Annotated in this window: 21 protein-coding genes and 1 pseudogene; 15 read left to right on the top strand and 7 right to left on the bottom strand. The window is 63.9% G+C overall.

Annotation, left to right across the window (positions count from 1 at the left end; all coding sequences use genetic code 11):
* The first annotated feature begins 60 nt into the window (after nt 1-60).
* The 7 genes from B4L76_RS08450 (at nt 61) to B4L76_RS08420 (ending at nt 10,323) form a co-directional block, all read left to right on the top strand.
* Nucleotides 61-1,947, top strand: a complete 1,887-nt coding sequence (locus B4L76_RS08450) for a DUF1302 domain-containing protein (RefSeq protein WP_296231782.1) — start codon at nt 61-63, stop codon at nt 1,945-1,947.
* 25 nt (nt 1,948-1,972) lie between these two features.
* Nucleotides 1,973-3,337, top strand: a complete 1,365-nt coding sequence (locus tag B4L76_RS08445) for a DUF1329 domain-containing protein (protein WP_296231781.1) — start codon at nt 1,973-1,975, stop codon at nt 3,335-3,337.
* Between the two features lie 241 nt (nt 3,338-3,578).
* The gene (locus B4L76_RS08440) at nt 3,579-6,296 is read left to right on the top strand and encodes a LuxR C-terminal-related transcriptional regulator (RefSeq protein WP_296231780.1); all 2,718 of its coding nucleotides are present in this window, start codon (nt 3,579-3,581) and stop codon (nt 6,294-6,296) included.
* 159 nt (nt 6,297-6,455) lie between these two features.
* A complete protein-coding gene (locus B4L76_RS08435) occupies nt 6,456-8,063 on the top strand; it encodes a response regulator (RefSeq protein ID WP_296231779.1) in 1,608 nt (535 codons plus the stop codon).
* Nucleotides 8,060-8,752 carry a sensor histidine kinase gene (locus B4L76_RS08430; RefSeq protein WP_296231778.1) on the top strand — a complete coding sequence of 231 codons (693 nt, stop codon included), beginning with the start codon at nt 8,060-8,062 and terminating at the stop codon, nt 8,750-8,752. Before B4L76_RS08435 ends, B4L76_RS08430 begins: the two co-directional genes overlap by 4 nt.
* Before the next feature lie 98 nt (nt 8,753-8,850).
* Complete coding sequence (locus B4L76_RS08425; RefSeq protein ID WP_296231777.1) at nt 8,851-9,495, top strand: MBL fold metallo-hydrolase; 645 nt, start codon at nt 8,851-8,853, stop codon at nt 9,493-9,495.
* 108 nt (nt 9,496-9,603) lie between these two features.
* Nucleotides 9,604-10,323, top strand: coding sequence for an OmpA family protein (locus B4L76_RS08420; protein WP_225780436.1), 720 nt, complete (start codon nt 9,604-9,606; stop codon nt 10,321-10,323).
* Between the two features lie 33 nt (nt 10,324-10,356).
* Here B4L76_RS08420 and pta read toward each other — a convergent pair whose 3' ends face one another.
* Complete coding sequence (gene pta / locus B4L76_RS08415; protein ID WP_296231776.1) at nt 10,357-12,444, bottom strand: phosphate acetyltransferase; 2,088 nt, start codon at nt 12,442-12,444, stop codon at nt 10,357-10,359.
* 31 nt (nt 12,445-12,475) lie between these two features.
* On the bottom strand, nt 12,476-12,778 hold the full coding sequence (locus B4L76_RS08410) for a DUF3565 domain-containing protein (protein WP_296231775.1): 303 nt from the start codon (nt 12,776-12,778) through the stop codon (nt 12,476-12,478).
* Here B4L76_RS08410 and B4L76_RS08405 point away from each other — a divergent pair.
* Together B4L76_RS08405 and B4L76_RS08400 are read left to right on the top strand one after the other, a co-directional pair.
* A complete protein-coding gene (locus B4L76_RS08405) occupies nt 12,777-13,262 on the top strand; it encodes an FKBP-type peptidyl-prolyl cis-trans isomerase (protein WP_170028289.1) in 486 nt (161 codons plus the stop codon). The genes B4L76_RS08410 and B4L76_RS08405 overlap by 2 nt on opposite strands.
* Nucleotides 13,263-13,405: 143 nt before the next feature.
* Nucleotides 13,406-13,888 carry a glutathione peroxidase gene (locus tag B4L76_RS08400; RefSeq protein WP_170028290.1) on the top strand — a complete coding sequence of 161 codons (483 nt, stop codon included), beginning with the start codon at nt 13,406-13,408 and terminating at the stop codon, nt 13,886-13,888.
* Nucleotides 13,889-14,002: 114 nt separating this feature from the next.
* Here B4L76_RS08400 and B4L76_RS08395 read toward each other — a convergent pair whose 3' ends face one another.
* A complete protein-coding gene (locus tag B4L76_RS08395; RefSeq protein WP_296231772.1) occupies nt 14,003-15,220 on the bottom strand; it encodes a glycosyltransferase family 4 protein in 1,218 nt (405 codons plus the stop codon).
* A 156-nt stretch (nt 15,221-15,376) separates the two neighbouring features.
* On the opposite strand from B4L76_RS08395, the pseudogene B4L76_RS24315 reads away from it, so the two are divergent.
* Nucleotides 15,377-16,120, top strand: a pseudogene (locus tag B4L76_RS24315) (PAS domain-containing protein); the annotation flags it as partial.
* A 60-nt stretch (nt 16,121-16,180) separates the two neighbouring features.
* Nucleotides 16,181-16,714 (top strand): methyl-accepting chemotaxis protein, encoded by a 534-nt coding sequence (locus B4L76_RS24310; RefSeq protein ID WP_414707180.1) that lies wholly within the window; start codon nt 16,181-16,183, stop codon nt 16,712-16,714.
* 51 nt (nt 16,715-16,765) lie between these two features.
* On the opposite strand, the gene cysZ is transcribed toward B4L76_RS24310, so the two are convergent.
* Entirely contained in the window at nt 16,766-17,494 is a 729-nt protein-coding gene (cysZ, locus tag B4L76_RS08385) for a sulfate transporter CysZ (protein ID WP_296231770.1), read from the bottom strand.
* Between the two features lie 326 nt (nt 17,495-17,820).
* On the opposite strand from cysZ, the gene trxB reads away from it, so the two are divergent.
* A complete protein-coding gene (gene trxB / locus B4L76_RS08380) occupies nt 17,821-18,783 on the top strand; it encodes a thioredoxin-disulfide reductase (protein ID WP_170028294.1) in 963 nt (320 codons plus the stop codon).
* 124 nt (nt 18,784-18,907) lie between these two features.
* Here trxB and nadC read toward each other — a convergent pair whose 3' ends face one another.
* Nucleotides 18,908-19,756, bottom strand: a complete 849-nt coding sequence (gene nadC, locus B4L76_RS08375; RefSeq protein ID WP_296231769.1) for a carboxylating nicotinate-nucleotide diphosphorylase — start codon at nt 19,754-19,756, stop codon at nt 18,908-18,910.
* A gap of 242 nt (nt 19,757-19,998) precedes the next feature.
* On the opposite strand from nadC, the gene B4L76_RS08370 reads away from it, so the two are divergent.
* The 3 genes from B4L76_RS08370 (at nt 19,999) to ampE (ending at nt 23,646) form a co-directional block, all read left to right on the top strand.
* The gene (locus tag B4L76_RS08370) at nt 19,999-22,158 is read left to right on the top strand and encodes a DUF1631 domain-containing protein (RefSeq protein ID WP_296231768.1); all 2,160 of its coding nucleotides are present in this window, start codon (nt 19,999-20,001) and stop codon (nt 22,156-22,158) included.
* Nucleotides 22,159-22,246: 88 nt separating this feature from the next.
* On the top strand, nt 22,247-22,819 hold the full coding sequence (gene ampD, locus B4L76_RS08365; protein ID WP_296231767.1) for a 1,6-anhydro-N-acetylmuramyl-L-alanine amidase AmpD: 573 nt from the start codon (nt 22,247-22,249) through the stop codon (nt 22,817-22,819).
* Nucleotides 22,816-23,646 carry a regulatory signaling modulator protein AmpE gene (gene ampE, locus B4L76_RS08360; RefSeq protein WP_296231766.1) on the top strand — a complete coding sequence of 277 codons (831 nt, stop codon included), beginning with the start codon at nt 22,816-22,818 and terminating at the stop codon, nt 23,644-23,646. Before ampD ends, ampE begins: the two co-directional genes overlap by 4 nt.
* Before the next feature lie 59 nt (nt 23,647-23,705).
* On the opposite strand, the gene B4L76_RS08355 is transcribed toward ampE, so the two are convergent.
* On the bottom strand, nt 23,706-24,482 hold the full coding sequence (locus B4L76_RS08355) for a TatD family hydrolase (protein WP_296231765.1): 777 nt from the start codon (nt 24,480-24,482) through the stop codon (nt 23,706-23,708).
* 2 nt (nt 24,483-24,484) lie between these two features.
* Entirely contained in the window at nt 24,485-25,480 is a 996-nt protein-coding gene (gene cra / locus B4L76_RS08350) for a catabolite repressor/activator (RefSeq protein WP_296231764.1), read from the bottom strand.
* Between the last annotated feature and the right edge of the window lie 92 nt (nt 25,481-25,572).

Raw genomic sequence — 25,572 nt, 5'->3', positions numbered from 1 at the left:
CTCGGGCCGTTCTTGAAAGGACTCACTGCCATAACAAAAAAAGTACATGGAGTAGCGTCGATGAAATCTGCAAACCTGTTCTGGCGCCGGGCCAAGTTGCCCCTGGCCGTCAGCCTTGCTTCCACGCTCGCAAGTCCTGCTTTCGCTGTCAGCTTCAACATTGGTGAAATCGAAGGCCAGTTCGACTCGTCGCTCTCCATCGGCGCCAGCTGGTCGACAGCCAATCCCAACAAGAACCTGATCGGGGTGAACAACGGCGGCAAGGGCCTGTCGCAGACATCGGACGATGGCCACCTGAACTTCAAGAAGGGCGAAACCTTCTCCAAGATCTTCAAGGGTATCCATGACCTGGAACTCAAGTACGGCGACACCGGTGTGTTCGTCCGTGGCAAGTACTGGTACGACTTCGAGCTGAAGGACGAAGGACGGGAGTTCAAGGACATCAGCGACTCCAACCGCAAGGAAGGCGCCAAGTCGTCCGGCGCCGAGCTGCTCGACGCCTTCGTCTACCACAACTATTCCATCGGCGATCAGCCGGGCTCGGTACGCCTGGGCAAGCAGGTCGTGAGCTGGGGTGAAAGTACCTTCATCGGTGGCGGCATCAACTCGATCAACCCGATCGACGTGTCGGCGTTCCGCCGTCCGGGAGCCGAGATCAAGGAAGGCCTGATCCCGGTCAACATGTTCTACATTTCGCAGAGCCTCACCGACAACCTGTCGGCCGAGGCGTTCTACCAGATCGAATGGGACCAGACGGTCGTCGACAACTGCGGCACCTTCTTCTCCCAGCCGGACATCATTGCCGACGGTTGTACCGACAACCTGCGCGTGCTCAACAGCAGCCGCACGGTGCCGGGCGCGGCGCAGCAGTTCCTGGCCAGCCGGGGCGTGAATATCAACGAAGAGGGGGTGATGGTACGCCGTGGTGCTGATCGTGATGCACGCGACAGCGGCCAGTTCGGCGTAGCGATGCGTTACATGTTCGAGCCGCTGGATACTGAGTTCGGCGCTTATTTCATGAACTATCACAGCCGTGCGCCGATCTTCAGCGCGACAGGTGCTCCGCCTTCCGTGTTTGGCGGGTTGAGCGCCCTGCCTGCACCGCTGCGTGCGCTGGCACCGCTGATCGTGGCTGGCAATTCCGAGTACTTCGTCGAGTATCCCGAAGATATTCGCCTTTATGGCTTGAGCTTCTCCACCACCCTGCCCACCGGGACCGCCTGGAGCGGCGAACTCAGCTACCGCCCCAACGCACCCGTGCAGCTCAATACCACGGATATCCTGTTTGCCGGGGTGCGTCCGATTGGCGGCGCCTTGAGCAATGCATCGCTGCTGAGCGGTACGCCAGGGCAGGACTTGCACGGCTACCGCCGTAAGGAAATCACGCAGTTCCAGACCACCCTGACGCATTTCTTCGACCAGGTGATGGGCGCCAGCCGCATGACTGTGGTCGGTGAGTTGGGGGTCACTCATGTCGGCGGCCTGGAGAGCGCGCACGATACCCGATACGGTCGTGACCCTGTATTCGGCCCCGGCCCGCTGCCATCCACCGGTGGTGCCGATACTTGCCAGGCGCTCAATGCCAGCACCATCGCGGGCGCAGGCGCTGGAGCCTCTACCGCCAACCTGTCTCGCAACTGCGAGAACGATGGCTTTACCACCAGTACTTCCTGGGGTTACCGCGCTCGGGTCATCTGGGACTACAACGACGTTTTCGCCGGGGTCAACCTGAAACCCAGCGTGGCCTGGTCGCATGACGTTTCCGGCTACTCGCCGGGCCCTGGCGCCAACTTCGAGGAAGGCCGCAAGGCGGTCAGCCTGGGCCTCGACGCCGAGTACCAGAACACCTACACGGCAAGCCTGTCGTACACCAACTTCTTCGATGGCGAGTACACCACCGTGGATGACCGTGACTTCGTCGCGCTCAGCTTCGGCGTGAACTTCTAAGCACACAGATCCAGGACGACACGACATGAACAAGACCAGAAGTCTGCTGCAGGCCGGTGTACTGGGCCTGTCCCTGCTGGCGACCAGCGTCATGGCTGCGGTATCCGCCGACGAGGCGGCCAAGCTGGGTAGCACCCTGACCCCGATGGGCGCCGAAAAGGCCGGCAACGCCGACGGTTCGATCGGCCCATGGGAGCCGTTGTCGAAGAGCGCCGGCAGCGCCGACGGCAGGGGCTTCCTGTCCGACCCGTACGGCAGTGAAAAGCCGCTGTTCACCATCACCGCGCAGAATGCCGACCAGTACAAGGACAAGCTTTCGCCGGGCCAGCTGGCGATGCTCAAGCGCTACCCGGACACCTTCAAGATCCCGGTATACAAGACCCATCGTGGTTCCACGGTACCGGCTGACGTGTTCGCCGCCATCAAGGAAAACGCCACCAAGACCACCTTGGTCGAAGGCGGCAACGGCTTGAGCAACTTCCGCACCGCCGTGCCGTTCCCTATCCCGAAAAGCGGCCTGGAAGTGATCTGGAACCATATCACCCGTTACCGCGGTGGCAGCGTCAGCCGCCTGGTGACCCAGGCCACGCCGCAGCAGAATGGCTCGTTCAACCCGGTGTACTTCTCCGACCAATTCGTCTTCCGCGAAAGGATGAAGGACTACGACCCGAACAACCCGGGCAATATCCTGTTCTATTTCAAGCAGGAAGTGACCGCGCCTGCACGCCTGGCCGGGACCGTGCTGCTGGTGCACGAAACCCTCGACCAGGTGAAGGAACCGCGCAAGGCGTGGATCTACAACGCTGGCCAGCGCCGTGTGCGGCAGGCGCCGCAGGTATCGTATGATGGCCCGGGTACCGCCGCCGACGGCCTGCGCACGTCGGATAACCTGGACATGTTCAATGGCGCCCCAGACCGCTATGACTGGAAGCTCGAAGGCAAGAAGGAGCTGTACATCGCTTCCAACGCCTTCAAGCTGGATGACCCCAAGCTCAAGTACACCGACATCATCAAGGCCGGGCACATCAACCAGGACCTGGCCCGTTACGAGTTGCGCCGCGTGTGGCACGTGGTTGCGACGTTGAAGCCGGGCCAGCGGCACATCTACGCCAAGCGTGACTTCTACATCGATGAAGACACCTGGCAGGCTGCGGTGATCGACCAGTACGACGGCCGTGGCCAGCTGTGGCGGGTATCCGAGGCCCATGCCCAGCCGTACTACAACGTGGATGTGCCTTGGTACACCCTGGAGGCCATCTACGACCTGCAGTCGGGCCGTTACCTGGCCCTGGGCATGAAGAACGAAGAGAAACGCGCCTACGACTTCGGCTTCAGCGCCAGCAAGGCGGACTTCCAGCCAGCGGCATTGCGCCAGTCGGGTATCCGCTAAGTATTGCGCTACCGTGAAACGCCCCGGCTTGTCCGGGGCGTTTCCATTGGCACTTGCGGCCTGATAAACCTGCTGAATACCTCACCAAACCCCCGCTCCAGCCGCTGTCCATCAGCGTTGTTGCTTTTTGTCGTAGTCTTTTCCGGGGCAACTGCGCCCATCATCTTCAAATGCGCAGCGTTACCGGCTAGTCTCGCAAGCATCCATACCGCCGTAGTCTTCCAAACAGAACGAGCCGGCCATGACAGATCTGTCCCGTACGCATGGATTCGCCAGCCAGGCCCTGGGCCTGCTGGACGGGCGTTTCTTCCGCCCACCCTTGCCGGACGGCCATGTACCGCGCCTGCGCCTGTGTCAGCGGCTGCAAGCCGGCCTCGGTGGGCGGCTGCTGCTGGTGAACGCGCCTGCGGGGTTTGGCAAAAGCTCGCTGGCCATCGAATTCTGCGAAGCACTACCCGAGCACTGGCGTAGCCTGTGGCTGGGCCTGAGCCAACGCGATGCCGACCCTGGCCGCTTCCTTGAGCGCCTGCTCGAAGGCCTGCAGCAGTACTGCCCGGCGTTGGGCGGCCAGGCCATGGGCCTGCTGAAGATGCGCCAGCGCCACCAGCCGTTCGCCTTCGAGGAATGGCTCGATGGCTTGCTCGACGAGCTGGCGCTGTACCTGCAGGCCGATACGCCGCTGTTGCTGGTGCTGGATGACTATCACCTGGCCCAGGGGCCGGTGCTCGACCGCTGCCTGCAGTTCTTCCTCAATCACCTGCCGCCCGGGCTGGTGCTGCTGGTTACCAGCCGCCAGCGTCCGGACTGGCACCTGGCGCGCCTGCGCCTGTCGCGGCAACTGGTCGAGCTCAGTGAGCAGGACCTGCGCCTTACCCCCGAAGAGTCCCTGGCGGTGATCGGTCGCCAGCCCACCGGCCTGCGTGGCCAGGCCCTGGACAACCTGATCCAGCGCAGCGACGGCTGGGTGGCCGGGTTGCGCTTCTGGCAGCTGGCGGCCAGCGAGTCGTCTGACGAGCAGGCCCTGCCCCAGGCGCTGCATGGCGGCGAGGGCCTGATCCGCGACTACCTGCTGGAAGAAGTCATCGACATGCTGCCCGCCGACGTGCAGGCGTTCCTGTACGACACGGCCTGCCAGGAGCGCTTCTGTGCCCCGCTGTGCGATGCCGTGCGTGGCCGCCAGGACAGTGCCGCGATCCTGCGTTTCCTGCAGGCGCACCAGGTGTTCCTGGTGCCGCTGGACGAACATGGCCACTGGTTTCGCTACCATCACCTGTTCTCCGACCTGTTGCGCAGCCGGCAGGCCAGCGAGCCGCTGGCAGGGCTGCAGTTGCGCGCCTGCCGCTGGTTCGAGAGCCAGGGCCTGCTGGACGAGGCGGTAGAGCAGGCGCTGCGGGCCGGCCACCTCGATGTCGCCGCCAACCTGGTGCAGAGCCTGTCCGAGGAGCAATTGCTGGCCGAACAGAACGTCGGCATGTTGCTGCGCTGGAAGATGGACCTGCCCGACAGCCTGCTGATCAGCACACCGCGGTTGATCGTGCTGTACAGCTGGGCGTTGGGCCTGGCCTGCCAGCTGGACGCTGCAGAGGAACTGGCGAGTTTCCTCAGCCGCTTCCTGCCCGCGCCTTCGGCGACCGCGCAGAAGTCCATGCTGGCGCAGTGGCTGGCGCTCAGCGGCGTGATCGCCCGTGGCCGTGGCGACCGCGAGCGCACCCTGGCCTATTGCGGCGAAGCGCTGCAGAGCTTGCCGAGCAAGCGTTATGGCCAGCGCCTGGTGTGCCTGTCGACGTTGTCCAACCTGGCGATCGCCGATGGTGATTTCTGGCGGGCCCGTGGCTGGAACCGCGAGGCACTGGAGCTGGCGCAGCGTGTCGGCAACCCGTTGTTCGAGGCCCTGGCTTACTACGACCGCGCACGGGTGCTGCACGCCCGTGGCGAGGTGCTGCGCGCGCTGGACGAAGTGCGCCAGGGGCTGCAACGCCTGCAAGGGCTCTCGGCGCAGCGCCTGTATGCCGTGCGTGCGCGCCTGACCCTGTACGAAGGCTACCTGCTGGTCTCGCGCTTGCAGCCGGCCCAGGGCCGTGCACGTTTGCGTGCGGGGCTGGGCGAGGCGCGCGCCTGCCGTGATATCAGCGTGCTCATCGGTCATTGCGTGATTGCGACGCTGGATGGCCGCGAAGGGCAGTTTGCCGAAGCCTTTGCCGAACTGGCCGAAGCCGAGCGGCTGATGCATATCTGGGATGTACCACCGGTCTACTACCTGGCCATGATCACCCTGGTCAAATGCGAGCTGTGGCTTGCCCAGGGGCGCATGGACCTGGCCGAGTCCTGGCTGCTGCGGCTGGGCCAGACCTATGGCGGCGAGCAGCCGGCGGCGGCGCCTGAGTTCCACCCGTTGCTGCCGTTGCACATTGCCTTGCAACAAGCGTCGCTGGACCGTACCCAGTCGCGTCGCGACGAAGCGGAGCAACGCCTGGCCGGCCTGGTCGAGCGCGGCCAGGCCAGTGGCGGCAGGCTGCTGACCGTCAATGCCCTGTGCCAGTGGCTTGCCTTGCTGCTGGACGAGGGCCGCGAAGGGCAGGCCGCACAGTTGCTGCCCAGGCTGCTGGAAGCCGCCCAAGGCGGCGTACTGCAACCGTTCCAGCCACTGCTGGAGCAACATCCGCAATGGCTTCACGAACAGTTGCAGGCAACTGCCGCCAGCCCGGTGCAGGCCGAGTTGCTCAAGCGCCTGCCGCCGATGCCCAACGCCGGGAACGCCGGCAGTGAAACGCTGAGCAGCCGCGAATTGGCAGTGCTCGAACTGATTGCCCAGGGATGTTCCAACCAGCAGATCAGCGAGCGGTTGTTCATTTCCCTGCACACGGTGAAGACCCACGCCAGTCATATCAACAGCAAGCTTGGGGTAGAGCGGCGCACCCAGGCAGTGGCCAAGGCCAAATCGCTGGGGCTGCTGGCCTGACACTGGCTGCGCCGGGTATTGCCCGCTAAAGTCATGATCAAGGGCCCGGGTTACCGGCAGCCAATGCTCTATCCTCATCTTTCCCGGCCAGCTGCCGATACAGCTAGCGGTGGCATCGCTTCGCGCGATTTTTCAATTATTCCAAGGCAGGTCGTGTTGATGCTGCAGTACGGGCAAAAGAGCTTTCTGATCGTCGACGACTTTACCGACTTTCGCACGTCGACCCGTTCCATGCTGCGCGAGCTGGGTGTGCGTGACGTGGACACCGCCGACAGCGGCGAGCAAGCGTTGCGTATGTGCGCGCAGAAGCGCTATGACGTGATTCTGCAGGACTTCCACCTGGGCGACGGCAAGAAGAACGGCCAGCAGGTGCTCGAAGACTTGATCCTCGACAAGCACATCAGCCATGAGTGCATATTCATCATGGTCACGGCCGAGAGCAGCCAGGCCATTGTCCTCAGCGCCATCGAGCACGAGCCCGATGCCTACCTGACCAAGCCGTTCAACCGGGTTGGCCTGGCCCAGCGCGTCGAGAAGCTGTACCAGCGCAAGAACCTGCTGAAGCCGATCCTGCAGGCCCTGGACCGCAATCGGCCGGGCGAAGTGCTGGCGGCCTGCGCCGAGCTGTGCAAGCGCGACCCACGCCTGGCGCCGCTGTGCCTGCGGTATCGGGCCGATGCCTTGCGCAATCTCAGCCGCTTCGAGGAGCTGGAGAAGTTCCTCAAGGCCATTCTCGCCAGCCGCCCACAGCCATGGGTGTACGCGGCACTGGGCAGCCTGATGCACAAGCGTGGCCAGAACGCCCAGGCCCAGGGCGTGTACGAGCAGGCACTCAAGGCCTTCCCGATCATGCCGGGCCTGTACGATGGCATGGCCGAGGTGCTGGTGGCCCAGGGCGAAACCAAGCGTGCGCAGAACATGCTGGAAGAAGCCGTGCGGCTGTCGCCGTTGTCGGTACGCCGTCAGTCGACGCTGGGCAAGCTGGCGTTGGAAAACGAAGACTTCGAAAGTGCCTCGAAAGCGTTTCGCCATGCCGTCAACCAGGGCCAGAGCTCACGCTACAAGGACCCTGAGAACAATCTTGGCCTGGTGCAGGCGCTGATGAGCAAGAATGCCGGTTTTGGCCTGGATGCGCGCACCCGGGTCGAGATCAACGCCACGCTCAGCGAGGTGGCCAAGGAAAATCCGGAAGACCAAGGGTTGCAAGTGCGCGCGCGGATGATGAAGGCCGCCAGCCTGCAGCAGGCCGGGGACCCGGAAACGGCGGCCAAGCTGACCGAGCAGGCGATCCAGCGCCTGGACAAGATGAACCAGTTCTTCTCGGTCGATTCGGCCCTCACCGTCGCCGCGCAATTGCAGGCCATGGGTCAGGAAGCTGCCGCCATCGGTGTGCTGAGGGGCTGCGTGGAAAGTTACGGCGATGATCCCAAGGTGATGGAGAAGGTGGGCAAGCTGACCGACGACCCGAGCGTGCTCAACGCCATTACCGAAGCGGTCACCCTCAACCGTCAGGGCGTGCGCAGTTACCAGGGCGGGCAGCTCGGCGAGGCACTGCAGCTGTTCCGCAAGGCGCTGGGGTTGCAGCCTAAGAACATCAGCATCGCCCTGAATACCGCCCAGGCGCTGCTGCGCATCGGCGGTGACAACCCGCAGCCGGCAATCATGCAGGAGTGTCGCGACGCCCTGACCAGCGTGGCCGGTATCCCTGTCAGCGACAACCGTTACGACCGTTACCGCAAATTGCATATCCGGGTGTTCGGCGCATGAATCAAGACAACCAGGGGCTGGATTTTTCCACGGTGATCGCCTCCACCGTGCACGACCTGAAGAATTCCCTGTCGGCGCTTATCCAGTCCCACAACCAGTGGGTGGAGCGCTTGCCCGAGGAACTGCGCGGGGGGGCCGAGCAGGGCGTGATGGAGCATGAGTTTCGCCACCTCAACGGCATGCTGGTGCAGCTGTTGGGGTTGTACAAGCTGGGTGTCAACCAGCTGCCGGTGTGCCCGGACTACCACGAGCTGGACGACTTCATCGAAGCCCAGCTGGCGGCCCACGAGGAAGTGCTCAGGCACAAGGACATCCTCGCCACCTGGCGCATCGACACTGATAACCCACTGGGCTTCTTCGACCGCGAACTGGTGGCCTCGGTGGTCGCCAACGTCATCACCAACGCCACCCGCTTCGCCGCGCATGCCTTGCTGATTACCATCGAGGAAGCCGACAACCAGCTGGCCATTTGTGTCAACGATGACGGCCCGGGCTATCCACAGCGCATGCTCGAACGCCAGGAAGAGTTCAGCCAGGGCATCGATTCGAACAGCGGCAGCACCGGCCTTGGCCTTTATTTTGCCGCGCGCATCGCGGCGCTGCATGAAAGTGGCGGGGTGCGCGGGCGCATAGAGATCTCCAATGGCGGAGCGCTTGGAGGGGGGCTGTTCAAACTGTTCCTGCCGTGAACTGGCAGGATTGCAGTGCGAACTTCTTGCGGATTTGTCATGCTCGACGCACTCGCACGCGTGCAAACGCTCTTCGACTAACCGGTCCCCCTATTCCCATGCACAATCCATCGTCAGCGCTTATTCGCGAAACCTTCCCTGTAGGCCCCTTGCAATGTAATTGCACCCTGATTGGCGACCCGCTGAGCAAGAAGGCCATCGTCGTCGACCCGGGTGGTGATCCGGAGAAGATTCTTGCCCGCCTGCAGGTCCATGGCCTGGCGCTGGTGAGCATCATTCATACCCACGCGCACTTCGATCACTTCCTGGCGTCCGGCAAGCTCAAGGAGCTGACCGGCGCGACCCTGCACCTGCACAAGGACGACCAGGTGCTGTGGGACAACCTGGAAATGCAATGCCAGATGTTCGGCGTACCCTACACCCCGGTCCCTGCGCCCGACCGCTGGCTGGGTGACGACGAAGAGCTGGCCTGCGGTTGTGGCGTAGCCCTGCATACGCCCGGCCACACACCGGGCTCGATGAGTTTCTGGTTTGCCGACGCCAAGCTGCTGATTGCCGGTGATACCCTGTTCCGCCGTGGCATCGGCCGCACCGATTTGTGGGGCGGCGACCAGCGGGCTATCGTGCGTTCGATCAAGGAGCGGCTATACCGGCTGGATGAAGAAGCCATTGTGGTGACGGGCCATGGGCCCGATACCCGGCTGGGCGATGAGATGCGTGAGAACCCCTTCGTACGTGCGTAATGGCACATGAAGGCACTTTCACGGAATTTTTCGTTGCCTGTGCGATCCAAGGCTGGCATAGATCCGTTCGCGGTCTGTCGCATTCATGAATTCAGTAGGAGCTTGTCCATGTTCACCATGCGTCGTCTGATTATCGTCGCAACCGCCGCTGCCCTGATGACTGGCTGTGCCGGTCAGAACCCTTATGACAGCCAGGGCCAGGCGCAGGGCTCCACAGGGATGAGCAAGACTGCCAAATACGGCGGCCTGGGCGCGCTGGCCGGTGCCATTGCCGGTGCCGCCATCGACCACAACAACCGGGGCAAGGGTGCGCTGATCGGCGCCGCCGCCGTGGGTGCCGCTGCAGCCGGTTATGGCTACTACGCCGACAAGCAGGAAGCCGAGCTGCGCGCGCAAATGGCCAACACCGGTGTGGAAGTGCAGCGCCAGGGTGACCAGATCAAGCTGATCATGCCGGGCAACATCACCTTCGCCACCGACTCGGCCAACATCGCGCCAAGCTTCTATTCGCCGCTGAACAACCTGGCCAGCTCGTTCAAGCAGTTCAACCAGAACACCATCGAAGTGGTCGGCTTCACCGACAGCACCGGCAGCCGCCAGCACAACATGGACCTGTCCCAGCGTCGCGCGCAGGCGGTCAGCACCTACCTGACCTCGCAGGGCGTGGACGCCTCGCGAATTTCGGTACGCGGCATGGGCCCGGATCAGCCGATCGCCAGCAACGCCGATGCCAACGGGCGTGCACAGAACCGTCGGGTGGAAGTGAACCTGAAGCCGATTCCGGGTCAGCAGTATGACCAGCAGGGCCAGGTTCAGCAGTATCCCTGACCGATACCTGGGGCTGCAAAGCAGCCCCGGTTTCTAACCCGTCACGCTGGCCTGGATCGCCGTAAGGGCGATGGTATGCACGATATCGTCTACCTGCGCCCCGCGCGGCAAGTCGTTCACTGGCTTGCGCAGCCCCTGCAGCATGGGCCCCAGGCTGACGCCGTCGGTGCTGCGCTGCACCGCCTTGTGCGTGGTGTTGCCGGTATTCAGGTCGGGGAACACGAACACCGTGGCACGCCCGGCCACCGGGCTGTCTGGCGCCAGCTGCCGGGCAATCGCCGGGTTGGCTGCGGCGTCATACTGCAACGGCCCATCGATCAGCAGCGCCTCTGTCGCAGCCTGCGCCAGGCGGGTCGCTTCGCGCACTTTCTCGACTTCCTCGTCGCTGGCCGAATCGCTTGAGTAACTGATCATCGCCACCCGCGGTGCGATGCCGAATGCCTGCGCCGAGTCGGCGCTCTGCCGGGCGATTTCGGCCAGTTCGGCAGCGCTCGGGTGCGGGTTCATCACGCAGTCGCCGTACACCAGCACCTGTTCCGGGAACAACATGAAGAACACCGACGACACCAGGCTCGAACCGGGTGCGGTCTTGATCAGCTGCAGGGCCGGGCGGATGGTGTTGGCAGTCGAATGCACCAGGCCCGAGACCAGCCCATCCACTTCGTCCAGCGCCAGCATCATGGTGCCGATCACCACCGGGTCTTCCAGTTGCTGCTCGGCCATCGGCGCATTGAGGTTCTTGCTCTTGCGCAGTTCGACCATCGGTTCCACATAGCGCCCGCGGATCAGCTCCGGGTCGAGGATTTCCAGGCCTGGCGGCAAGGTGATGCCCTGGGCACGTGCCACGGCGTCGACGTCCTCGGGCTTGGCCAGCAGCACGCAGCGGGCGATGCCACGGGCCTGGCAGATGGCCGCAGCCTGTACCAGCAGCGGCTCGGCGCCTTCCGGCAGGACGATACGCTTGTTGGCCTGCTGCGCCCGCTGGATCAACTGGTAGCGGAACACGGCCGGTGACAGGCGTAGTTCGCGCGGAGTACCGCAACGCTGGTGCAACCAGGCCGCGTCGAGGTGGCTGGCGACGAAATCGGTGATGAACTCGGCGCGCTCGCGGTCGTCCACCGGGATTTCCCGGTTCAGCGAGTTGAGTTGGTTGGCGGTGTCGTACGAACCGGTACTGACCGACAGGATCGGCAGGCCTGCCTGCAGGGCGCCACGGCACAGGCCCAGGATGCGTGCGTCAGGCTTGCTGTCGCTGGTCAGCAGCAGGCCGGCCAGCGGTACGCCGTTGATCGCCGCGAGGCTGACGGCGAGGATGATGTCGTCGCGGTCGCCCGGGGTGACCACCAGCGTGCCCGAAGTCAGCAGCGGCACCGTATTGGCCACGGTGCGTGCGCAGATGATGATCTTGCTCATGCGCCGCTGCTCGTAGTCACCGGCGTTGAGTACCTGGGCGCCGAGCAGGTCGGCCACGTCGCGGGTGCGCGGGGCGTTCAGTTCCGCTTGGTAGGGGATGCAACCGAGCAGGCGGAAGTCGTCGCCGCGCAGCAGCGGCGAGTGCTCGCGCAGGCGCGCGGAAAACTCCGCCATGCTTTCGTCGGTGCGCACCTTGTTGAGGATCACCCCGAGCACTTTCGGATCACGCGGGCCGCCGAACAGCTGCGCCTGCAGTTCGACCCGGCCAGACAGCTCGCTGAGTACTTCGTTTTCCGGTGCCGAGACCAGGATCACCTCGGCATCCAGGCTCTTCGCCAGGTGCAGGTTGACCCGCGCCGCATAACTGGCGTGGCGCGTTGGCACCATGCCTTCGACCACTACCACGTCGTTGCCGATGCAGGCTTGCTGGTACAGGCGGATGATTTCCTCGAGCAGTTCGTCCAGCTGGCCTTCGCCGAGCATGCGCTCGACGTGGGCCAGGCTCAGCGGTACCGGTGGCTTGATGCCGTGGGTACGGGCGACCAGTTCGGTGGAGCGTTCGGGGCCGGTATCACCGGGGTGGGGCTGGGCGATCGGCTTGAAGAAGCCAACCTTCAGGCCGGCGCGTTCCAAGGTACGTACCAGGCCGAGGCTGATGGAGGTGAGGCCGACACCGAAGTCGGTCGGCGCAATGAAAAATGTCTGCATGCGTGCTTCTCGAAATAAGCGGTGCAAGAAATCAACGGCCAAGGGTAGCGCTATCGGCCCCCTGTGCGCACCAGCCACACGTGAAAGGCTGGCCGATGCGCTGCGCGCGCTGGGCCGGGTCCAGCACCCAGGGGCGTGCCTGCCACGGCGGCTGGTGGCGCAGATGCTGGGTATGGCCGCAGGACAGTTCGGCCACCCAGTGGCCTTCCTCGTCCTGGTGGAAGCCGGTGATCCGACTGATGGGCCGCTGCTCGTCCGCAGTGCGGTCGCAATCGGACGATGGCTTGGTTACACTTGTCCGCTCTACATTCTTTTGCAAAAGGTCTTGCCCCATGCTGATCGCCGCCAACAAGGCTGTCTCCATCGACTATACCCTGACCAACGACGCCGGGGAGACCATCGACAGCTCCGCCGGTGGCGCGCCGCTGGTTTACCTGCACGGTGCCGGCAACATCATCCCGGGCCTGGAAAAAGCTCTGGAAGGCAAGCAGGCCGGTGACGAGCTGAACGTTTCCGTCGAGCCGGAAGATGCCTACGGCGAATACCTGGCCGAGCTGGTCAGCACCCTGAACCGCAGCCTGTTCGAGGGTGTCGACGAGCTGGAAGTGGGCATGCAGTTCCACGCTTCGGCGCCGGATGGCCAGATGCAGATCGTCACCATCCGCGACATCGACGGCGACGACATCACCGTTGACGGCAACCACCCGCTGGCCGGCCAGCGCCTGACCTTCCAGGTCAAGGTCGTCAACGTGCGTGACGCCAGCGACGAAGAAATCGCTCACCGGCACATCCACGGTGAAGGTGGCCATCACCACTGATTTTCTGCGCTAAGCTCAGAAAGTCGCCAGGCGCTCGGGCAAGCCGACTTGCCTTCCTTCGGGAGGTGGGCGGCTTGGACGGGCGCCTTTTTAGTGGGCGCAATTCGCCTGTGCGGCAACCGGCAACCTGAGAGGGATTCATCATGAGTGCATTTCACGACCTGAAACTGGACGCGCTGAACGGCGGGGAGCTGCCTCTCGCCCCCTTCAAGGGCCAAGTGGTGCTGGTGGTCAACGTTGCTTCCAAGTGTGGCCTCACGCCGCAGTACAAAGCCCTGGAAAACCTCTACCAGGACTACAAGGACAAAGGCTTCAATGTGCTTGGCCTGCCATGCAACCAGTTTGCCGGGCAGGAGCCGGGCAGTGAAAAGGAAATCCAGGAGTTCTGCAGCCTCAACTATGGGGTGAGTTTCCCGCTGGGGGCCAAGTTGGAAGTCAACGGGCCGCACCGCCATTCGCTGTATCGCCTGCTGGCGGGGGAGGGTGCCGAGTTCCCCGGCGACATTACCTGGAACTTCGAGAAGTTCCTGGTGGGCAAGGACGGGCGGGTGCTGGCGCGCTTCTCGCCGCGCACCGCACCGGATGATCCGGCAGTGGTGCAGGCCATCGAAAAAGCGCTTGCCTGACCAGCTCAGGGCCGCTTTGCGGCCCATCGCCGGCAACCCGCACCTGCCCTGGGCATCATGTGATCACGAGTCGAGCTGGCTGGTCGGGAACGGGCGCACGCATCCGTTGATCGTTCAGCTGCGAGGTGCTGTTGAGCCGGGCTTGACCCTGAGCGTGGCTGCTTCTGTTTGTCCAGGTGCCGGGCCGGTTTGCTGGCAGGCGCTATACAGGTAACCCTCGAATTGCTCGACAATCGCCGGCCAGCCCTGGCGGCTGGCATGCTGCCGTGCATTCAGGCGCACCCGGCGCAAGGTTTCCGCTTCTTCCAGCAGCCAGCAGGCGGCATCGACGAATGCCGCCTGGTCCCCGGGCATGGCCAGTGCACCGCTGTGGCCATGGCGAATATGCTGCGCTGCGGCCGCCTCGTCATAGGCGACCACCGCCAGCCCCGAGGCCATGGCTTCGAGCACCACGTTGCCAAAGGTCTCGGTCAGGCTCGGGAACAGGAACAAGTCACCGCTGGCGTAGTGCTCGGCCAGCAGCTCGCCGCGCTGGGCGCCGCAGAACACGGCCTCGGGCAACTGCTGGCGGAGGGCGGTACGTTGCGGGCCATCGCCCACCAGTATCAGGCGCAGGCGTTTGTGTGGATAAGCCTTCTGCAGGGAGTCCAGGCAGGGGCGCAGCAAGCCCAGGTTCTTTTCCACTGCCAACCGACCGACATGCAGCACGGCGATATCGTCCGGGGCAAGTCCCCAGCTGTCGCGCAATGCCTGGCTACGCCGCGCCGGGTTGAACAGGCAGGCATCGACCCCCCTTGCCAGCAGTTCCAGGCGTTCGAAACCACGGCGTTCAAGCTCCAGGCGCTGGCTGAGGCTGGGGACCAGGGTGGTGGCTGTACGCCGATGGAACCAGCGCAGGTAATGGGTAAGCAAGCGCGCCAGCAGGCCCAGCCCGTACTGGCCGGAATACTGTGGGAAATTGGTATGAAAGCCACTCACCACTGCCACCCCCAGACGGCGCGCGGCGCGCAGGGCGCTGAGCCCCAGTGGCCCTTCAGTGGCGATGTACAGCACGTCCGGGCGCTGCCGGCGCCAATGCCGTAACAGTTTGTGCATCGATACTTCGCCCCACTGCAAGCCAGGGTAGCCAGGCAGCGGCCAGCCACGGCACAGCATCAGCTCCGGGTCGTTGTACAGCGGCCCTTCACCGGCCTGGCGCGGGCGCACCACCTCGACCTTGTGGCCGCGCTGGCGCAGCCCCTCGCTGAGGCGGCCAAGGGTGTTGGCCACGCCGTTGATTTCCGGTGGGAAGGTTTCGCTGACCAAGGTAATGCGTAGGGCGGGTGTATTCATGACAAAAGTTTCCACCTGCCAGATTGCGCCGATGTGACCGCTGCGTGACGTCCGGATGACGCTTGCTCGCTGACGCCTTTCGCTTTGTGAAATATTCCTTTCAAGGCGCTCAAGAAGGTCCCACGGGCAGCCGATGAAGAAGCATATGACGACCTGATGCGCTCCGGGAGAGCGGTGATGTTCAACAACAAGCTCAAGCAAGAAATCCGCCAGCTGCGCGAAGACCTGATGTCCATCGAACAGGTCAAGAGTAGTCTCGACAACGAAATGCTGGTGCTGCAACTCGACCCCCAGGGGCGGATCGAGATGGTCAACGGCAACTTCGAAAGAGAAATGCTTTACCGTGCCGATCAACTGCTTGGCCGCAACATCGAAGAGATTGTCCCGGCACAAGTGAAGTCACTGGATTTCTACCAGCGCATGAAAGGTGCAATCAGCCGCGGTGAACACCTCCACGGCGCCTTCCGTCTGCTGCGTGGCAATGGCCAGGAAGCCTGGTTGCGGTCGATCCTGCAGCCGGTCAGGAACAGCGAGGGGCGTATCAAGTATTTCACGCTGCACTCCAGCGACCTTACCCGCACCATCGAAACCTCCCGCGAGCATGAAAGCCTGATCAAGGCGCTGATGCGCTCGACCGCGGTGATCGAATTCGACCTCGATGGCACCATCCTCACGGCCAACGAACGATTCCTGGCCACCGTCGGCTATCGCCTGGAGCAGATCCGTGGCAAGCATCACCGGATGTTCTGCGAGCCGGAGGAGGTCAATTCGCCGGCCTACCAGGCTTTCTGGGAAAAGCTGCGCCGTGGCGAGTACATTGCCGATCGCTTCAAGCGTATCGATGCCCACGGGCGGGTTGTCTGGCTGGAAGCCTCGTACAACCCGATCTTCGACGCCCACGACGTGCTTTACAAAGTGGTCAAGTTCGCCACCGTGATTACCGACCAGGTCAACCAGGAGATGGCGGTGGCCGAGGCGGCGGATGTGGCCTTCAACACCTCGGTAGGCACCGACGCCAGTGCACGCAAGGCTACCGAAGTGGTCACCCAGACCGTCAGCGTGATGCGCGGCCTGGAAGCCTCGATGCAAGAAGCGGCCGAAGGCATCCAGGCGCTGGACACCCAGTCGCGGGTGATCGGCTCGATCATCAAGACCATCAGCGACATTGCCGGGCAGACCAACCTGCTGGCGCTCAACGCGGCCATCGAGGCGGCCCGCGCTGGCGAGCAGGGCCGTGGCTTCGCCGTGGTTGCCGATGAAGTGCGCCAGCTGGCCTCGCGTACCAGCACCGCCACCGAGGAAATCGCCCGGGTGGTGCAGCAGAACGAGCAGCTGGCCCAGGCGGCGGTGGCCATCATCGACACCAGCAAGCGCCAGGCCGAGCAGGGGCCGGCGCTGGCTGATGAAACCGGCGGGGTGATTGTCGAGATTCAGGAAGGAGCGAAGCGGGTGGTGGACGTGGTGGGGCAGTTCTCCAGCCGGTTGGGGCAGTGAAGCCTGTGGGAGCGGGTGAAGCCGTTCCCACAGGGCGGTGTTACATCGCGATCAGTTGCGCTCCCGCACCCAGAACAACGTGGCGCCGGCCACCGCTGCCGGCATCATCAGCACGTTGACCAGCGGAATCATCAGCGCCAGGTAGGTTATTCCGCCAAAGCCCAGGGACTGCCAGCGCTTGCTGCGCAGCCAGGCGAGCATGTCCTGCCAGCTCATCTTGTTGTTGTCCGCCGGGTAGTCGATGTACTGGATCGCCATCATCCAGACCCCGAAGATCAGCCACAGCGGCGCCGCCACCACGTTGACCACCGGGACCAGCGACAGGATGAACAGGCCGATGGCTCGCGGCAGGAAGTAGCCCAGCTTGCGCATTTCGCGGCCGAAGGTGCGTGGCACCATGGCTACCAGCTCACCCCAACTGAAGGCCGGGAAGTTGTCCTGGCCACGCAGCACCACCTCGACTTTTTCCGCCAGGAAGCCATTGAACGGCGCGGCAATGATGTTGGCGACCAGGGTGAAGGTGAAGAACACCATCAGTACCACCAGGGCGACGAACAGCGGCCAGAGGATATAGGTAAGGAAACTCAGCCAGTTCGGCAGGGTGGGCATCAGGGCATCCACCCACAGGCTGAACTGGTGGCCGGCGAAGTAGATCAGGCCACCGAACAGCAGCAAGTTGACCGCCAGCGGCAACAGCACGAACAACCGCAGGTTGGGACTCAGCACCAGTTTCAGGCCTTCGCGCAGGTACTGGGGGCCGGACAGGACAGGGGCTTGCATCGGGAGACTCCGCAGAGAAGGAAAACGCGCTGACCTTACCGAGTTTGCCGCGCCGACGAAAGGCGGGCAGCGGTCGGGAAACGGCGCGTAACAAATAGACCAGCCAAGCTATACGAACAAATCCCTGAATAGGCGATGCCTATGAGGTGGATTGTCTAAGGATATTTCCTTAATCTTTGCCACCTCGCTACAGTGCGTTCAACTTTCCGCTTTTCGGGCCTGCGCGTTGTAGCCTTCCCCAAGTGCTGCGTGGGTCCTTTTTAAATTCCAGCTGGCCCAGCCGGCGCACACGCCGGCCCATGCGGCCCGCTCGACAGGAGTTCGACATGTCTGAAGTACGTCATTCGCGCGTCATCATTCTCGGTTCCGGCCCTGCCGGCTACAGCGCCGCGGTGTACGCCGCCCGGGCCAACCTCAAGCCGCTGCTGATCACCGGCATGCAGGCCGGCGGCCAGCTGACCACCACCACCGAAGTCGACAACTGGCCGGGCGACCCCCATGGCCTGACCGGCCCGGCACTGATGCAGCGCATGCAGGAGCACGCCGAACGTTTCGAAACCGAAATCGTTTTCGACCACATCAACGCTGTCGACCTGGCCAACAAACCCTTCACCCTGCAGGGCGACAGCGGCAAGTACACCTGCGATGCACTGATCATCGCCACCGGTGCCAGCGCCCGCTACCTGGGCCTGCCATCCGAAGAAGCGTTCATGGGCAAAGGTGTGTCGGCCTGCGCCACCTGTGACGGTTTCTTCTACCGCAACAAGCCGGTTGCCGTGGTCGGCGGCGGCAATACTGCCGTTGAAGAGGCGCTGTACCTGGCCAACATCGCCAGCAAGGTGACCCTGGTGCACCGTCGCGATACCTTCCGCGCCGAGAAGATCCTGGTCGACAAGCTGCACGCACGTGTCGCCGAAGGCAAGATCGAGCTCAAGCTCAACGCCACCCTGGATGAAGTCCTGGGGGACAACATGGGGGTGACCGGTGCGCGCCTGAAGAACAACGACGGCAGCAGCGACGAAATCAAGGTCGACGGCGTGTTCATCGCTATCGGCCACACCCCGAACACCTCGCTGTTCGAAGGCCAGCTGACCCTGAAGGACGGCTACCTGGTGGTCAACGGTGGCCGTGAAGGCAATGCCACCGCCACCAACGTCGAGGGCGTGTTCGCTGCCGGTGACGTGGCCGACCACGTTTACCGCCAGGCCATCACCTCGGCCGGTGCCGGTTGCATGGCGGCGCTGGACGTCGAGCGTTACCTGGATGGCCTGGCCAACGCCTCGTTCTGATCCGCAAATGCAGGGGCCGCTTTGCGGCCCATCGCGACACAAGGCCATTCCAACAGCATGGCTGCGCCCAGATGTCGCATAAAGGAACCGGCCAGAGGCCGGTTTTCTTATGCCTGCAATTCGATTAGAGGCTCAGTCGCATCGACAGGTCCACGGCCTTCACATCCTTGGTCATGGCGCCAATCGAGATGTAGTCCACCCCGGTCTCGGCAATCACGCGCAAAGTCTGCTCATTGACCCCGCCGCTGGCCTCGAGCTTGGCCTTGCCGGCGGTAATGCGCACCGCTTCGCGCATTTCCTCCAGATCAAGCTCGTCGAGCATGATGATATCCGCACCGGCGGCCAAGGCCTGGCGCAGTTCGTCCAGGCTTTCCACTTCGATCTCCACCGGTTTGCCCGGTGCAATGCGGTGCGCGGCTGCCACTGCCTCGGCCACGCCGCCACTGGCTGCGATGTGGTTTTCCTTGAGCAGGAAGGCGTCGTACAAGCCGATGCGGTGGTTGTCGCAGCCTCCACAGGTCACTGCGTACTTCTGCGCCAGGCGCAGGCCGGGCAAGGTCTTGCGGGTATCCAGCAGGCGTACCTGGGTGCCTTGCACCAGGTCGGCGAGGAAGCGTGCACGGGTGGCCACCCCCGACAGCAACTGCAGGAAATTCAGCGCACTGCGTTCACCGCTGAGCAGCGAGCGTGCCGGGCCTTCCAGGTGGAACAAGGCCTGGTTGGCCGTGGCGCGTTCCCCGTCGGCCACCTGCCAGTGCACCGCCACGCGCGGGTCGAGCTGGCGAAACACCGCATCGACCCAGGCAGTGCCGGCAATCACGCAGTCTTCACGGGTGATGATGGTCGCCTTGGCCAGGCGCTCGGCCGGGATCAGCTGCGCGGTTATATCGCCACTGCCGATGTCTTCCAACAGTGCGCGACGCACGTTGGCTTCGATTTCAGCGGTCAGGTCGGCGAGGCGTAGGTTCGGCATGGTCGGCTCCACAAGCTAGATGCCCGCGATTATAGGGCAGGGGGCTTGCGTGTACAGCCGCCCTGGCAGCGACCTTTGGTCGGTCGCATTGAGCAAGTGGGGCAAACAAGGGTCATTAGCCAGCGAGTGAAACTGCGCTGGCAGCGATTTGGATTTTTGCCGATAATGGCGACCAGTATTTGGCGTCATGGCTTTGACGATCTCCAGCCCCTTCGGGCGAGACACCCTGCAAGGAGTCCGGGATGCAAAAAGAAGGCAAGGTGGTGCCCTTGGCGGCAGCCATCGATCGAGGGGGGCGTACGCCTCTGCCTTGCCTTCCGGTATTGCTGCTGCAGGTACGCGACAAGGCGGCCTTGCAATTGCGCCAAGGGCTGCAGGACCTGTTCGACAACGCTGACGATACCCTTTTCGAGATGGCCGACAAGGCGTTCGACCGCGGTGACCAGAACCTCTATTTCGAGGCCATGCGCGACCTGCGCCTGAAACGCAAGAGCATCGAACGTGGCTTTCTCGACACCTTCTACGATGCCTATGCGCGTATGGGCCAGGTCGACCCGCTGGCACGCCTGGCGGAGCCCGGCGACTTGCGCAGCAAGGCCCAGGCAGAGCGCACCGCCGCCATCGAAGGCATGGTTGCGCGGGTGCTGTCGCGTGACGGCATCGCCCTGCAGCAATTGGGCTTGCGCTTGCAGGCATTGCTCGACCGCCCCCTGTACGAGCAGCACAACCCGCTGGGGCCTGCCGCGTTGTGTGGCTACTTCCTCGAGGCAGGACGTAACCTGGGGGTCGGCCTGCGGGTGAAACTGGTGCTGCTCAAACTGTTCGAGCGCTACGTACTGCGCGATGCCGATATCATCTATGGCGAAGCCAACCAGTTGCTGGCGGCTGCGGGCGTGCTGCCCGAGCTGCCGCCGGCCCCGCGCCGGCGCGCCGAAGACCGGCGCATGCGGGCTCGACGCGGGGTGGCGAAGCTGGGGCAGGCAGTCGGTCCGGACGCGGCAGGGCAGGCTTTATTTGCCTCGCTGCAAACCCTGCTGGCGCCGCTGCGCGGGCAGTTCGCGCCTCGCCTGCAGGCCGTGGCCACGGCGCAGCCGATCAGCACCGCCGACTTGCTGCGCCTGCTGTCGCATTTGCAGCATTACGTGCCGGCTACCCACGAAGATGAAGACTTCGAGCTCGGCCAGCAGCTTGAACAGTTGTTGCTGCGGGTCAGCGTGCGCAGCGGCACCCGTCGGCGCATCGAGGTGGCCGACGAGGACATGATCAACCTGGTAGGGCGGCTTTTCGCGTTCATCCGCAACGACGACAACCTGCCAGCCAGCCTGCGCGCGTTGATCGCCCGCCTGCATATTCCGCTGCTGAAAGTCGCCCTGCTGGACAAGGGGTTGTTCAGCCGGGCCAGTCATCCGGCCCGGCGCCTGCTCAACGAGATCGCCGGCGCAGCCATTGGCTGGGAATGCCCCGGCACCAGCCTGCGCGACAGCCTGCACCTGCGGGTGGAGCGGACCATCCAGCGTCTGCTCAATGATTTTGCCGAAGATACCAGCCTGTTCGCCGAGTTGCTCGAAGACTTCCTGGCCTTCAACCAGGACGAGCGTCGGCGCAACGAGCTGCTCGAACAACGCACCCGCGATGCGGAAGAAGGCCGTGTCCGTGCCCGGCAGGCCAGGCACCAGGTGCAGCAAGCGCTCAATCAGCGCCTGCGTGGCCAGGTGTGGCCGCAGGTGGTGGTGCAGATGCTGGTGCAGTCGTGGAGCCAGGTACTGTTGCTGGCCTGGCTCAAGCAGGGCGCCGCTTCCCAGGCCTGGCGGGACGCGTTGCAGACCATGGACACCCTGCTGGCCAGCATCACCCCGCCGCAGGCGCCACAAGCCTTGCTGCAAAAGGTGCCGGGCCTGCTCAAGGCATTGCGCGATGGCCTGGCCAGCGTGGCTCTTGACTCGGCTGCGACCCGTGAGTTCTTCCTGCAACTGGAGCAGTTGCACCTGCGGGCCTGCGCAGGTACCGAAGGTCAGCCTGGTAGTGAGGGGCAGCGCCTGAGCGAAGTGCTGGTGGCCGAGGACATCGTGCTGGCCATTGCCGAGGAACCCGCCTGCGCCCCGTTGCACGTTGCCCATGCCCAGGCCGCTGCGTTGCGCCAGGTGCAGCGCCTGCGCATCGGTACCTGGGTCGAGGTGCTCGACGAGGATGAGCCGCTGCGGTGCAAGCTGGTGGCGCGCGTCGACAGTAGCGACAGGCTGGTGTTTTCCAACCGCACCGGCATGAAAGTGCGGGAGTGGAACGCCGCCAGCCTGGCCCAGGCATTGCACCGGGGCGAGGTGCGGGTACTGGATGACGGCTTGCTGTTCGAACGTGCGCTGGAGGCAGTGCTCGACGAGCTGCGGCAACCACGGGGCGTGTAGGCGTAAACATTACAATCATTCACATGCAAACGGCCTTGGCCACAGGGCATACTGGTGCTCTGTTCACGGCACTTTCAGGATTCGCCTCATGCAATTGGACCGTGCCACTGGCTGGTTCCACGGAAACGGAATCACCCACTGCCCCTCGCCGAACTTCAATGCCCGCCCCGAAGGCGAATCGATTTCCCTGCTGGTGATCCACAACATCAGCTTACCCCCGGCCTGTTTCGGTACCGGCAAGGTTCAGCAGTTCTTCCAGAACCGCCTGGATCCTGACGAGCACCCCTATTTCGCCAGCATCAACCACCTGACCGTGTCGGCGCACCTGTTCGTCGAGCGCGATGGCGCGGTGACCCAGTTCGTGTCATTGCTCGAGCGTGCCTGGCATGCCGGCGTGTCGTGCTTCGACGGGCGCGAGGGCTGCAACGACTTCTCCATCGGTATCGAGCTGGAGGGCACCGACGACCTGCCCTACACCGATGCCCAGTACGCGGTGCTGGAGCAACTTACCCGGCATATCCGCCGCGCGTGGCCGGCCATCGACCTGGACCGCATCCAGGGCCATTGCGACATTGCCCCGCAGCGCAAGAGCGACCCTGGCCCGGCTTTCGACTGGCCGCGTTACCGCGCAGCGCTGCTGCACAATGAGGACAAGGCATGAGTTTTCTGGTGTTGTTGCTGGCGCTATGGGTCGAAAAGTTCTCGGCCTTGCGTCATCAGGTACAACGTGACGGGTTCTTCATTGCCGAGCTGGTGCGCCTGGAGCGTAGCGGCAAGGTACACCCGTGGTGGACACTGGCCATTCTGGTGCTGGCCCCGGTCGCATTGCTGGTGTTGCTGCTGCACGTGCTGGACCCTGTGGCCTATGGCCTGCTGGCTTTGCCAGTGCACCTGCTGGTGCTGATATACAGCCTGGGCCGCGGCGACGCCAAGGCATCGCTGGGGCCGTTCCGCGACGCCTGGCGCAGGGGGGATGACCAGGCCGCGTTGCACGTGGCAGAGCGTGACCTGGGGCTGGCCGCCGATGATTCACGCAGCCTGCTGGTGAGCGTTCAGGGCAACCTGTTGTGGCAGGTGTACCAGGGCTTTTTCGCGGTGATCTTCTGGTACTTCGTGCTCGGCCCGGGGGCAGCGCTGGCCTACCGCCTGCTGGCGCTGTGTGGCGAGCACGGCAGGCAGCCGGCGCTGAAGGCGCGTGCCGAGCAACTACGGCATGTCATGGACTGGCTGCCGGTGCGGGTATTGGCATTGAGCTTTGCCTTGGTGGGCAATTTCGTCGCGGTGACGCGGGTGATGCTGCATGAATTGCTGAATTGGCATATCAGCGCCGCGCACCTGGTGGCTCGGGTGGGCCGCATTGCCGATGACATTCCTGGGGAAGAAGACGATCAGCGTGGGCTGGGGCGGTTGGACAGCCTGTGGGAATTGCTGCTGCGCTGTGCGGTGCTGTGGTACGCCGGGTTTGCGCTTTGGACGGTACTGGCCTGAAACCAGGCGCGTCGCTTTTGTGGGCGTGTGGAAACCCTGCGACAGAGGCGATTCAGCTGCTACCAGCCAAATACCTCGTACGCATTGCGGCTGCTGGCTTGCGCCAGCTCACCGACGCCCACCCCCATTATCTCTGCCAGCACCGTGGCAATCTCCGGCAGGTGCTCCGGGCTGTTGCGTTCTCCCGGGTACATCACCGGTGCCATGCCCGGCGCATCGGTCTCCAGCACCACGCTGTCCAGCGGTAAGCGCGCCAGGGTCTTGCGCAGCCGCAGCGCCTGGGGCCAGGTAGCTGCTCCGCCCAGCCCAAGCCGGAAGCCCAGCTTGATGTATTCGCGGGCCTCTTCGTAACTACCGGCAAAGGCATGAATCACCCCCGCCCGTGCAGGCTTGTAGCGCTTGAGCGTGGCAATGACTTGGGCGTGGCTGCGGCGTACGTGCAGCAGGGCAGGCAGCTCGAAGTCGCAGGCCATTTGCAGTTGCGCTTCGAACAGGTCCTGCTGGCGCGCCTTGTCCAGCTGTTCAACGTAATAATCCAGGCCAAACTCGCCTACGGCACACAGGCGAGGGTGGCCGCGCAGGCGTTCCAGCCACGCGCGTAATTGCGCCAGGTGCTCCGGGCGATGTTGGTCGAGGTAGACCGGGTGCAGGCCCAGTGCCGCGAACACGCGCTGGTCGCTGCAGGCCAGCTCCCATACCCGTTGGAAATTCGCCTGGTACACCCCCAGCACCACCATCCGCTCCACCCCGCGCGCCGCCGCATTGGCCAACAGACGCGGGCGGTCGGCGTCGAAATCCGGAAAGTCGAGGTGGGTGTGGGTGTCGATGAGGCGCATGTTCAGGCCGCTGTGATGCGTTGCTTGAAGGTTCGACCGACCGCGTGCACGCCAGGTTCGTAACGTTTTTCCTCGATCGCGGCCAGTGCCAGTTCCAGGGCGGTGGCGGCAATCAGGCCATGCTGTTGGGCCATGGCGTTCACCGGCAGTGGCAGGAAGTCGAGCAACTGGTTGTCGCCAAAGGTACCCAACTGCAGCTGGCGGGAGTCGGCCGGGCGCGCCTGCAGGGTGTCGAATACCCCTTGCAGCAGCACGTAGGAGGTGGTCACCAGGGCGTCCGGGAGGCCACCAAGTTCGTCGATCAGTTGCTGCATCAGGCGCTGGCCGCATTCACGGCTGAATGCTTCGCCCTGGTAGCGGCGAACTTCGCCGGCATAACCTTGCAGGGCTTCGTCGAAGCCGCCGGCACGGGCCTGGCTGACCGACAGCTCCGGGCGGGCGCCGATCAGGGCGATGCTGCGCGGGCCGGTGGCGAGCAGGCTGGCGGCCAGCTGGCGGCTGGCATCGCGGTCGTCGCTGATGACCGAGCAGAAGTGCGCCGGGTCCAGGCGGCGGTCGATGGCGATCACCGGCAAGCCTTTTTCCTGCAGCTCGCGGTAGCTGTCGTCTCCCGCCGGCAGGCAGCTGGCGACGAACAGTGCATCGCAACGGCGTGCACGGAACAGCTGTTGCAGCTGGCGTTCGCTGTCGGGCTGGTCATCGCTGCTGGCGATCAGCAACTGGTAGCCACGGGCACGGGCGCCTTGTTCGAGCTGCTTGGCGATGCGGGCGTAGCTGGGGTTCTCCAGATCGGGGAGAATGAAACCCAGGGTACGGGTGTGCCGGCTGCGCAAGCCAGCGGCCTGCGGGTTGGGGGTGAAGCCATGGGCCTCGACCACCGCACGTACCCGCTCGACGGTGCTGTTGCTGATGCGCTGTTGTTCGGCCTTGCCATTGATGACGTAGCTGGCGGTGGTCACGGACACACCGGCCAGACGGGCGATATCGCTGAGTTTCACCGAATTTTCCTTGTTATTACCGGGGCTGGCAGTGAAGCCTGACCGGGTAGTTTGACCCGGCAGCGGCGCCACGCGCAGACGACCATTGTCGC

It is taken from the genome of Pseudomonas sp. UBA4617 (assembly GCF_002386445.1).
In the GTDB taxonomy this organism is placed as follows: Bacteria; Pseudomonadota; Gammaproteobacteria; order Pseudomonadales; family Pseudomonadaceae; genus Aquipseudomonas.
Note: the sequence above shows the minus strand (reverse complement) of the source record. Positions and strands in the feature narration are given on the sequence as shown.

What these genes read in the sequence shown, in the direction of transcription:
- B4L76_RS08430 (WP_296231778.1), top strand. Translation starts at nt 8,060, where the DNA reads ATGAATCAAGACAACCAGGGGCTGGATTTTTCCACGGTGATCGCCTCC.
- B4L76_RS08445 (WP_296231781.1), top strand. Translation starts at nt 1,973, where the DNA reads ATGAACAAGACCAGAAGTCTGCTGCAGGCCGGTGTACTGGGCCTGTCC.
- B4L76_RS08435 (WP_296231779.1), top strand. Translation starts at nt 6,456, where the DNA reads ATGCTGCAGTACGGGCAAAAGAGCTTTCTGATCGTCGACGACTTTACC.
- ampE (WP_296231766.1), top strand. Translation starts at nt 22,816, where the DNA reads ATGAGTTTTCTGGTGTTGTTGCTGGCGCTATGGGTCGAAAAGTTCTCG.
- trxB (WP_170028294.1), top strand. Translation starts at nt 17,821, where the DNA reads ATGTCTGAAGTACGTCATTCGCGCGTCATCATTCTCGGTTCCGGCCCT.
- B4L76_RS08440 (WP_296231780.1), top strand. Translation starts at nt 3,579, where the DNA reads ATGACAGATCTGTCCCGTACGCATGGATTCGCCAGCCAGGCCCTGGGC.
- B4L76_RS08355 (WP_296231765.1), bottom strand. Translation starts at nt 24,482, where the DNA reads ATGCGCCTCATCGACACCCACACCCACCTCGACTTTCCGGATTTCGAC.
- B4L76_RS08400 (WP_170028290.1), top strand. Translation starts at nt 13,406, where the DNA reads ATGAGTGCATTTCACGACCTGAAACTGGACGCGCTGAACGGCGGGGAG.
- B4L76_RS08425 (WP_296231777.1), top strand. Translation starts at nt 8,851, where the DNA reads ATGCACAATCCATCGTCAGCGCTTATTCGCGAAACCTTCCCTGTAGGC.
- nadC (WP_296231769.1), bottom strand. Translation starts at nt 19,756, where the DNA reads ATGCCGAACCTACGCCTCGCCGACCTGACCGCTGAAATCGAAGCCAAC.
- B4L76_RS08410 (WP_296231775.1), bottom strand. Translation starts at nt 12,778, where the DNA reads ATGGGGCAAGACCTTTTGCAAAAGAATGTAGAGCGGACAAGTGTAACC.
- B4L76_RS08395 (WP_296231772.1), bottom strand. Translation starts at nt 15,220, where the DNA reads ATGAATACACCCGCCCTACGCATTACCTTGGTCAGCGAAACCTTCCCA.
- cysZ (WP_296231770.1), bottom strand. Translation starts at nt 17,494, where the DNA reads ATGCAAGCCCCTGTCCTGTCCGGCCCCCAGTACCTGCGCGAAGGCCTG.
- B4L76_RS08450 (WP_296231782.1), top strand. Translation starts at nt 61, where the DNA reads ATGAAATCTGCAAACCTGTTCTGGCGCCGGGCCAAGTTGCCCCTGGCC.
- B4L76_RS08405 (WP_170028289.1), top strand. Translation starts at nt 12,777, where the DNA reads ATGCTGATCGCCGCCAACAAGGCTGTCTCCATCGACTATACCCTGACC.
- B4L76_RS24310 (WP_414707180.1), top strand. Translation starts at nt 16,181, where the DNA reads ATGGCGGTGGCCGAGGCGGCGGATGTGGCCTTCAACACCTCGGTAGGC.
- B4L76_RS08420 (WP_225780436.1), top strand. Translation starts at nt 9,604, where the DNA reads ATGTTCACCATGCGTCGTCTGATTATCGTCGCAACCGCCGCTGCCCTG.
- pta (WP_296231776.1), bottom strand. Translation starts at nt 12,444, where the DNA reads ATGCAGACATTTTTCATTGCGCCGACCGACTTCGGTGTCGGCCTCACC.
- ampD (WP_296231767.1), top strand. Translation starts at nt 22,247, where the DNA reads ATGCAATTGGACCGTGCCACTGGCTGGTTCCACGGAAACGGAATCACC.
- B4L76_RS08370 (WP_296231768.1), top strand. Translation starts at nt 19,999, where the DNA reads ATGCAAAAAGAAGGCAAGGTGGTGCCCTTGGCGGCAGCCATCGATCGA.